General features: G+C 69.4%; 8 protein-coding genes and 1 pseudogene. 3 read left to right on the top strand and 6 right to left on the bottom strand.

What is annotated here, in order from left to right; genetic code table 11:
* Positions 1–225, bottom strand: a 225-nt coding sequence (locus J7E68_RS13405; protein WP_396652507.1) for an ATP-binding cassette domain-containing protein, incomplete at its 3' end; no start/stop codon positions are given.
* A gap of 139 nt (positions 226–364) precedes the next feature.
* Positions 365–907, bottom strand: coding sequence for an ECF transporter S component (locus J7E68_RS13410; protein ID WP_215173358.1), 543 nt, complete (start codon positions 905–907; stop codon positions 365–367).
* A 167-nt stretch (positions 908–1,074) separates the two neighbouring features.
* Between J7E68_RS13410 and J7E68_RS13415 the strand changes: the two genes are divergently transcribed.
* Positions 1,075–4,104: a S8 family peptidase gene (locus J7E68_RS13415; RefSeq protein WP_215173360.1), complete on the top strand. Its 3,030-nt coding sequence runs from the start codon at positions 1,075–1,077 to the stop codon at positions 4,102–4,104.
* A gap of 80 nt (positions 4,105–4,184) precedes the next feature.
* Here J7E68_RS13415 and J7E68_RS13420 read toward each other — a convergent pair whose 3' ends face one another.
* Entirely contained in the window at positions 4,185–5,150 is a 966-nt protein-coding gene (locus tag J7E68_RS13420) for a pirin family protein (RefSeq protein ID WP_215173363.1), read from the bottom strand.
* Between the two features lie 64 nt (positions 5,151–5,214).
* Between J7E68_RS13420 and J7E68_RS13425 the strand changes: the two genes are divergently transcribed.
* Entirely contained in the window at positions 5,215–5,592 is a 378-nt protein-coding gene (locus tag J7E68_RS13425; RefSeq protein WP_215173365.1) for a hypothetical protein, read from the top strand.
* Positions 5,593–5,616: 24 nt separating this feature from the next.
* Here the strand turns inward: J7E68_RS13425 and J7E68_RS13430 are convergent, their stop codons facing one another.
* Positions 5,617–5,934 carry a GNAT family N-acetyltransferase gene (locus tag J7E68_RS13430; RefSeq protein ID WP_215173367.1) on the bottom strand — a complete coding sequence of 106 codons (318 nt, stop codon included), beginning with the start codon at positions 5,932–5,934 and terminating at the stop codon, positions 5,617–5,619.
* A 91-nt stretch (positions 5,935–6,025) separates the two neighbouring features.
* On the opposite strand from J7E68_RS13430, the gene recQ reads away from it, so the two are divergent.
* Positions 6,026–8,101, top strand: coding sequence for a DNA helicase RecQ (gene recQ / locus J7E68_RS13435; RefSeq protein ID WP_215173369.1), 2,076 nt, complete (start codon positions 6,026–6,028; stop codon positions 8,099–8,101).
* Positions 8,102–8,132: 31 nt separating this feature from the next.
* Here the strand turns inward: recQ and J7E68_RS19875 are convergent, their stop codons facing one another.
* Positions 8,133–8,741 carry a TetR/AcrR family transcriptional regulator gene (locus J7E68_RS19875; protein WP_311416921.1) on the bottom strand — a complete coding sequence of 203 codons (609 nt, stop codon included), beginning with the start codon at positions 8,739–8,741 and terminating at the stop codon, positions 8,133–8,135.
* 461 nt (positions 8,742–9,202) lie between these two features.
* Positions 9,203–9,334 (bottom strand): annotated as a pseudogene (locus tag J7E68_RS20330) (TetR family transcriptional regulator); the annotation flags it as partial.
* Positions 9,335–9,383: the final 49 nt, after the last annotated feature.

Genomic DNA, 9,383 nt, shown 5'->3' on the forward strand with positions numbered 1-9,383 from the left:
GGCCGTGTGGGTGTCGGCGGGGCTGAGGCCTGCGGCCTCGACGGTGCCGGCCATCGTGGCGGGCACGGCATGCGGGACGAGCCCGTTGAGTGCGAGGGTCAACGTGGACTTGCCTGATCCCGAGGGGCCGAGGAGCAGCACGACCTCGCCGGGGAGGATGTCGAAGGACGCGTCCTTCGGAGAGGGGTGCGCGGCACCGGCGTGGGTGATCGAGAGGTCACGCACGCGGAGAAGAGGAGCAGGTGGGCGCACGGTCAGACCCCGGTCTCGGCGGATGGGTACCGTTCTAACTTAGCCTAGCCTTACCTGATTCACCACGAGCGGGGTCACGGTACGGAGGTCGATGCCGGGGCGCATCAGGGGCTCAGCGGCGGGCGACACCGGCGCGGCTCAGGGCAGTGCCGATGGCGAGACCGGCGGCCGTCCACGCGATGGGTCCGAGCACGGAGATCACGAGATAGGCGATCTGCGCCCACAGCGGCAGCACCGCGAGATGCGCGGCGAAGAACACGACGATCGCGACGATGACGCCGATGACCGCAGCAGAGACGAAGAAGCGCCATGCGCCCCAGGAGCGGTAGCGGGTGAGCGCGGCGATCCCCTCTTGGATCGCGCCGAACAGCAGGGCGGTGCCGATGAAGCGCAGCGCCCAGGCCGGGTTGAAGGCGCTCGAGATGAGAGCCGCGATCACATGGGTGACGAGCGCCACGAGCGGGCGGCGCAGCACCTCTTGAGCGATGATGCCGGGCAGCACATGCGACCCGAGCACGAGCCCGTAGAGATAGGGGGTGAGCACCAGGACGCCCGGTGTGATGAGCCCGGCGATGCCCCCGAGGATGCCCGTGGCGACGCCGATCGCGGCGCAGACGAGCAGCACACGAGTCGTCAGGACGGGGGAGGATGCCACGCCTTCCAGCCTACTGTCGACCATCGTCGACCCGGCTGGCCGTTCGTCCAGTAATAATCCCCGACTCTGGTGGTCAGCCGGAAGCCGGGCGTAGCTTGAGCGGCGGTGCGGCAACGCGGTCGCACGAAGATCATCGGGAGAAGCACATGGGTCGAACACCCCTCCGGATGGCAGCGGCCACCACCCTGGCCACGCTGTTCATCGCATCGACGGCAACCGCAGGCTATGCAGCGGAGGAGGTGAAACACCCCACTCCGGTCGAAGGCACGCCCGGTCACTACATCGTCGTGCTGAAGTCCGATCCGCTCGCGAGCTACACCGGCGACGTGAAGGGTCTCAAGGCCACGAAGCCCGCCGAGGGCGAGCAGCTCGAGACGCAGTCGCAGGACGCGCAGCGCTATGTCGAGCATCTCGAGACCGAACAGCAGACGGTGGCCGAGAAGGCCGGCATCACCCCCGAGACCACCTACCAGGTCGTCCTCAACGGGTTCAGCGCCGAACTCTCGGGCGAGCAGGTCGACACGCTCCGCGCGTCGAAGGACGTCTTCGGGGTGTACCCCGACTTCGTCCGGCATCCCGACGCGCAGACCTCGACGAGCTTCCTCGGTCTCGGTGACGACAAGAAGGGGCGCGGCGGCGTCTGGCAGCAGACCGGTGGCGTCGACAAGGCCGGCGAGGGTGTGGTCGTGGGTGTCATCGACACCGGCATCGCCCCCGAGCACCCCTCGTTCGAGGGCAAGAAGCTCAAGAAGCAGAAGAAGAGCGACAAGCGCCACAAGGGCAGCCAGCCCTACACCGACGGCAGCTACGTGTACTTCGACAAGTCAGACGGCGGTCAGTTCCGCGGCGCGATGGTCGATGCGCAGGAGTGGGACAAGAGCGACTACTCGACAAAGCTCATCGGCGCGCAGTACTTCTCCGCGGGTGCCGCGGCCGCCGGCTTCGACTTCCAGTACGACTACCTCTCGCCGCGTGACGGCGACGGCCACGGATCGCACACTGCGAGCACGGCAGCGGGCAACTTCGGGGTGAAGGCCTCGATCGAGACCGTCGACTTCGGCAAGATCTCGGGGGTCGCCCCCGGCTCGAAGGTCGCGGCTTACAAGGCCTGCTACGTCGGACCCGACGAGGCGGTGACGACCGACGACATCTGCGCAGGCAGCGACCTGATCGCCGCGATCGACCAGGCCGTCGCCGACGGCGTCGACGTGATCAACTACTCGATCGGCGGCGGAGCGGCCTCGACGGTGCTCGCCCCCGAAGACATCGCGTTCTTCAACGCGGCAGCGGCCGGCGTCTTCGTCGCCACCAGCGCGGGCAACGACGGCCCCGATCCCGTGACCGCCGACCACGCATCGCCGTGGTACACGACCGTCGCAGCATCGACGATCCCGACCTGGGAGGGCACGGTGCAGTTCCCCGGATTCGCTCAGGCGGGCGCGTCGGTGAGCGTGCCGTTCGGCACGACGGTCACCGGGCCCTCGATCTATGCGGGTGATGCACCGGCTGCGGGCAAGACCGCCGCCGATGCGGCGCTGTGCCTGCCGGAGACCCTGGATGCCGCGAAGGTCACCGGCCACATCGTGGTCTGCGATCGCGGCGGCAACGCCCGCGCCGAGAAGTCGCAGGTCGTGAAGGATGCCGGTGGCACGGGCGTCGTGCTCGTGAACGTGCCCGGTGGTGCGGACTCGCTCGACAACGACTTCCACGCCGTTCCGACCGTGCACCTCGCGGCCGCGCACCGCGCCGCCGTCCTGGCGTACGTGCAGAGCGGCACCGACCTGCCGATCACGCTCGTGGGCAAGAACACGACCGGCGTGGTGACACCCGTGCCGCAGATCGCCGGCTTCTCCAGCCGCGGACCGATGCTGGCCGACGGCAGCGACATCATGAAGCCGGACGTCGCGGCTCCGGGTGTGGCGATCCTCGCGGCGACGCAGAACGCCCCGGGCGAGAAGCCGACCTTCGGCATCCTGTCGGGCACGTCGATGGCCTCTCCGCACGTCGCGGGTCTCGCGGCCCTGTACCTCGGGGAGCGGCCGAATGCCAAGCCTGCCGAGATCAAGTCCGCGATGATGACCACGGCGTACGACACCGTGAACCCCGACGGCTCGAAGAACAAGGATCCGTTCCAGCAGGGCGCGGGTCAGGTCGACCCGAAGCGCATGTTCAACCCGGGTCTGCTCTACCTCAACGACGTGCCCGACTGGGTGGCGTTCCTCGAGGGCAAGGGCCTGGCCGATTTCCCCGGCGAGCCCATCGACGGCAGCGACCTGAACGTCGCCTCCTTCTCGATCGGATCGCTCGCGAGCGCGCAGACCGTCACCCGCACGGTGACGGCCACCGAGAAGGGCACCTTCACGGCATCCGTGGATGTTCCCGGCGTCAAGGTGACGGTCTCGCCGTCGACCCTGAAGTTCACCAAGCCGGGGCAGAAGGCGACCTACAAGGTCACGTTCGACAACCAGAGCGCGCCGGTCGAGCAGTGGGCGACCGGTTCGCTCACGTGGTCGAACAAGAAGCAGACGGTGCGCTCGCCGATCGCTGTGTTCCCCGTCACGGCGGATGCTCCGGCCGAGGTCGCGGGCACGGGCGTCGACGGATCGACCACGGTGGATGTCACACCCGGTGTCAGCGGTGACCTCGCTCTCGGCCTGTCGGGTCTGACGCCGTTCACGCTGCTGGACGACCCCGACGGTCGCGTCGTCGGACACTCGGGTGACGAGGCGTCGGGAGACGAGAACAAGGACGTGTCGTGGATCGTCGACGTGCCGGAGGGCACGACGCTCTCGCGCTTCGACCTCGACTCGTCGGATGACACCGGAAGCGACCTCGACCTCACGGTCTACCGGGTCGTGAGCGCTGATGACCTGCGCTATTACGAGCGGTGGCAGTCGGCGACGGGCTCGGCCGACGAGCAGGTCACGCTGCCTGCCCCGACGGCGGGCACCTACCTGGTGGTAGCGAACGTCTATGCGACCTCGGCGCCGATGACGTGGGACATGACCTACGCCAACGTGCAGCCCGAGGGTGAGGGGGCGTTCACCGCGAACCCGAACCCGATCCCCGCGGTCCGCGGTCAGGCGACGAGCTACGAGCTCAGCTGGGCCGGCCTCACCGCTGGCACCCGCTACCTCGGACTCGTGCAGTACGGCGAATCCGACGTGCGCACCGTGGTCACGGTCGACGCCGGGTAGCGGTCGACGACGACGCCCCGTCCTCTTCGGAGGGCGGGGCGTCGTCGCGAATCCAGACCCGCGCTGTCAGACCCGCGCTGTCAGATCCTGCGGCCGCGCGGCATCAGACGCACATCGGGCAGGGGAGGAGCGGGGATGCGCACATCGTGCCCCTCGACGATGCCGAAGCGATCGGATGCCGCCTCCCACGCGACACGCGCCTCGACGATCTCCTCGTGGGTGCGGCCGGCGAAGTTCCACCACATGACGATCTCGTCGTCGAACGGCTCGCCGCCGATCAGGAAGAGCAGCGCCCCGCGCTCGCTCGACACCTCGACGGCATCCCGCGAATCGCCGAGGTAGAGCATGTCGTTGAGCGCCAGTTCGTGCGTCGAGACGATCGCGTCGCCCTCGACGAGCATGACGGCGTTCTCCCAATCGGCCGTCAGTGGCAGTCGCACGCGGGAGCCTGCCGGGATCACGATCTCTGCTCCGACGATCGGGGTGTGCACGGTCGCGGGCGACGTCGTACCGGCGAACTCGCCGAGCACGACGGTGGCAGCGGCATCCGCTCCTTCCGTGGCTGCGAGGGCCACCTGAGGGAGGTCGACGTGCCGTTCGAAGCCGGCGGCCCCCTGTCGGGCGCCATCGGGGAGGACGACCCAGAACTGCAGTGCGTCGAGGGGTACCGGCCCGTCGCCGATCGAGTACTCCGAGTGCGAGATGCCGTTGCCTGCGGTCATCAGGTTGAGCTGGCCGCGCTGCAGATCGGCGTCGCTGCCGAGCGAGTCCCGATGCCGGATCTCGCCGACGAGCGGCCAGGTCACGGTCTGCAGCCCGATGTGCGGGTGCGGCTCGACCCGCATCCGGGTGTCGGCGGGTCCGAACCGGTCGAGGAAGCACCACGCGCCGATGGTCGGGAGGTTGCGGTGCGGCAGCACACGCAGCACGTTCATGCCGCGCACTCCGCCGAGGGGTACCTCGCGGGGCTCGAGCACGATGCGCCGTTCGCCGATCGCCGGTGCTCCGCCGCGGACGTCACCGGATGCGCTCGCGATGTCGGTCATCCGATTCTCCTTCGCTCAGGTGCGTCTGCGCACGGGCGTTCGGGTGGCCTCCTAGGCTCGCCCCATGATGTCTCGACGCTCTCCCATTATCGTGCTCGCCTTGGCCGCGTCGGCGGTGATGCTGTCGGGGTGCGCCTCCGGCGGCGACGCGGGGTTCTGCGGCCCCCTGATCGACGACACCCAGACGTCGGCCGCGGCCTTCTCGCCGCTGATCCCCGGGATGAACACCGAAGGAGACGTCGCGGCCAGGCTCGCGCTCATGGAGAAGGTCGAGCCGACCCCTGAGCTTGCCGACGATCTCGAGGCGTGGAAGGGGTATCTGAGCGTGGCGGCCGAGTCGATCACCGACGACCCCACCGCGATGATCACGGCGTACGACGACGACGTCAAGGCCTCGGGCGAGGCCCTCTTCGAGTACTACAACGGCACCTGCATGCAGTAGCCGGAGGTTTGCGGTCGAGTGTGCTCAGGCCTCGGTCGGCGCGGTGCCCGGCCGCTTCGGCCAGCGGATCTCGGCTCCCGCGATCTCGTGCGTCGTGAGGTACTTGGCGATGTACGGGCACAGGGGCACGATCGCGTCGCCGGATGCCGCGGCATCGGTCAGGGCGCGCTCGGCGAGGATGCCCGCGAGCCCCTGTCCCTGGAAGGCGGGGTCGATCTCGGTGTGCACGAAACGGATCGCACCGGGGCGACGATCGAACTCGGCGAAGCCGGCGAGCGTGTCGTCCGAGCGGATCTCGTAGCGGGAGGCGTCGTCGTCGCGGGTGACGGTGATGTCGGTCATCGGAGGCTCCTTCGGGCGTCTGCCCCCAACCTACGCCCGCAGAGTGCTCCTCAGGGCCGCCGACGTCGGCGGGGGTCGTTACGCTGGAGGGATGCCGCAGACTCCCCGTGACCCGTACGAGGATCTGCCCTATGCAGACGAGCCGTGGGACGGCGGTGGGTGGGAGCCCTCCGAGCCGCCCGAGCCGATGGACTGGGAGCCGCAGGGCGCAGGGTACGAGCCTCCGCTGGACTGGGGCCAGGGGCCGCTGACGCCGGTCGACCCGGCATCATCCCCGGGCCGGTCGTTCGGCGGCCGGTCATCGGCACCGCGGTCGGCGCCCGCCGCGACGGCGGTGCGCAGCGCTGCGCCGAGCCGGTACGCGACAGCTGCCGAAGCGCTTCACACCGTGTTCGGGTACGACGAGTTCCGTGGCGATCAGGCCGCGATCGTCGACCAGGTCATCGGGGGCGGCGACGCCGTCGTGCTCATGCCGACCGGTGGCGGAAAGAGCGTGACGTACCAGGTGCCCGCCCTCGTCCGCGAGGGGACGGGGCTGGTGATCAGCCCGCTGATCGCGCTCATGCACGACCAGGTCGACGCCCTGCGCGCGAACGGCGTCAACGCCGCCTATCTCAACTCCACTCAGGCGATCGATGAGCGACGAGAGGTCGAGCGGGCGTACGTCGCCGGCGAGCTCGACCTCATCTACGTCGCCCCCGAGCGGCTGTCGTCGCCGCAGACCACGGCACTGCTGCAGCGCGGCACCCTCAGCGTCATCGCGATCGATGAGGCGCACTGCGTGTCGCAGTGGGGTCATGACTTCCGCCCCGACTACCTCGCGCTCGGCGACCTCGGCGAGCGGTTCCCCGGCGTCCCGCGCATGGCTCTGACGGCCACGGCCACCCGCGCGACGCATAAAGAGCTCACCGAACGGCTGCGTCTCGACACGGCGAAGCACTATGTCGCCAGCTTCGACCGCCCCAACATCCAGTACCGCATCGTGCCCAAGGTCGACCCGCGCAAGCAGCTCGTGTCGTTCATCCGCGCACAGCCCGAGGGCTCGGTGGGCATCGTCTATGCGCTCAGCCGCAAGTCGGTCGAGCAGACAGCCACGTACCTCGCGGCGCAGGGGTTCGACGCGCTGCCGTACCACGCGGGTCTTCCCGCCGAGGTGAGAGCGAAGAACCAGTCGCGCTTCCTGCGCGAAGACGGCGTGGTGATGGTCGCGACGATCGCCTTCGGCATGGGCATCGACAAGCCCGACGTGCGCTTCGTCGCCCACATCGACCTGCCGAAGTCCGTCGAGGGGTACTACCAGGAGACCGGTCGCGCGGGCCGCGACGGTGAGCCGTCGATCGCCTGGATGGCCTACGGGCTGGGCGACGTGGTGCAGCAGCGGCGCATGATCGATCAGAGCCCCGGCGACCGCACGTTCAAGATGCGGCTGGGGCAGCACCTCGATGCGATGCTCGCGCTGTGCGAGACGGTCGAGTGCCGTCGGCAGAACCTGCTCGGCTACTTCGGCCAGGAGTCGCAGCCCTGCGGCAACTGCGACACGTGTCTCGACGAGACCGAGACCTTCGACGGGCTGATCCCGGCGCAGAAGCTGCTGTCGACGATCGTGCGGCTCAAGCGCGAGCGCAACCAGTCGTTCGGGGCCGGGCACCTGATCGACATCCTGCGTGGGGCCTCGACTGAGCGCATCCGCCAGCAGGGGCACGAGAAGCTCGCGACCTACGGCATCGGCGCCGACCTGTCGGATCAGGATTGGCGCAGCGTCGTGCGGCAGCTGCTCGCGCGGGGCATCATCGCCGCGCAGGGCGACTACGGCACTCTCGCCCCGGGGGAGCAGGCCGCAGGCGTGCTCCAGGGCGAGACGGCGGGGACGCTGCGCAAAGACACGATCGGTCGCCCGGCGTCGTCACCGCGGGCACGCAAGGCGAGGGCGGCCGATGCTCTCGATCAGGGCGACCGCCCGCTGTTCGAGGCGCTGCGCGCCTGGCGGGCAGAGACCGCGCGCGAGCAGGGGGTGCCGGCGTACATCGTGTTCGGCGATGCCACGCTGAGGGCACTCGCCGAGCATCGTCCGGCGTCGCTGGCCGACCTCGACGGGATCACCGGCATCGGCGCCAAGAAGCGCGACGCCTATGGCGAGGGCGTGCTCGCCGTCATCGCCGCAGCCTGAAACCTGCAGCCTGAACCGGCAGGGCGCCGCCTCAGCGCCGGGGCAGCACGTCTTCGAGGTGCGCGCGCAGGTGCGCCGCGACGTCGACGGCGTCACGGTCGTAGAGCCACTGGTACTGCAGGCCGTCCCACAGTGCGAGAAGCCAGACCGCCTCGTGCTCGGGGTCGCGATGGTCGGGCAGATCCCCGTCGGCCTGCGCGAGCCGGAACAGCTCGGCGAAGTGATCGATCACCCTGCGGAATCTTTCGGTGAAGTAGTCGTGCGCCGGGTGCCCGGCCGGCACCGCCTCGCACGACAGCACCGCGTAGACCTCGATCAGCCCGGGCTCGTCGACGGCGTTGACGCGGGCCCCCTCGTGAATCGCGCGCAGGACATCGGCGGCGCGGGTGGCCCGATGGGCGTCGGTGCGCTCCTGGATCGAGCGGTCGCGCTCCGACAGCACGGCGCTGAGCAGCAGCTCTTTCGAGGCGTAGTGATGCAGCAGCGTCGACTTCGACACCCCGACGGCCTCGGCGATGTCACGCAGGCTCGTGTCACCGTAGCCCGCGCGCGAGAACAGATGCGTGGCGTCGACGAGGATCTGCGCTCGCCGTCGTCGCCCCACGGCGTAGCCGGGGTCGCTCTCCGGGGTGCCGCCCACCGTGGTGCCGNNGCCCAGAGCGATTCCCGTTCCTCGAGCATCTGCACGACATCGACACGATCGGGCAGGTACTGCGAGATCAGCTGAAGGCCGTCCCATCCGGCCATGTGCCGCGTGGTCTCGTCAGACACGACGCGCTCCGACTCGATGGTGCCGTGCAGAGCCGCGTCTTCGAGCACGTCAGAGCTCAGCGCCCGCAGGCGGGCGTAGCGCTGCCGCATCCGCTCGTGGGCGGGGTGATCGGGGGCGGATGCCTCGCCGGTCAGCGCGGCGAAGAGCTCGAGGTAGCCGGGGGTGCGGGCGTTGCGCCGAGCGACGTCGGCGAAGATCAGCTCACCCGAGTCGGATGCTGCGGCGATCAGGTCGAACGCCTTCTCGTTCTCGTCTTCGAATGCGGCCACCACCTCGGCGAGCAGGTCGTCCTTCGAGGCGAAGTGCCCGAGCAGGCCGGGGTGGCTGACCGAGGCCGCGGTCGCGATGTCGCGAAGAGACGTCGACCGGTATCCGTTCGAGACGAACAGCTCGCGGGCGGCATCGACGATCCGCTGTCGCGTCGCGGCCGCACGGGCCTGCCGCGAGCCCGTCGTCGTCACCGTCGTCCTCGCCGCCCCTTTCCCTCTTCATTCCCCCTCATTACCCGTC

It is taken from the genome of Microbacterium sp. ISL-103, assembly GCF_018613995.1.
Lineage (GTDB): Bacteria > Actinomycetota > Actinomycetes > Actinomycetales > Microbacteriaceae > Microbacterium.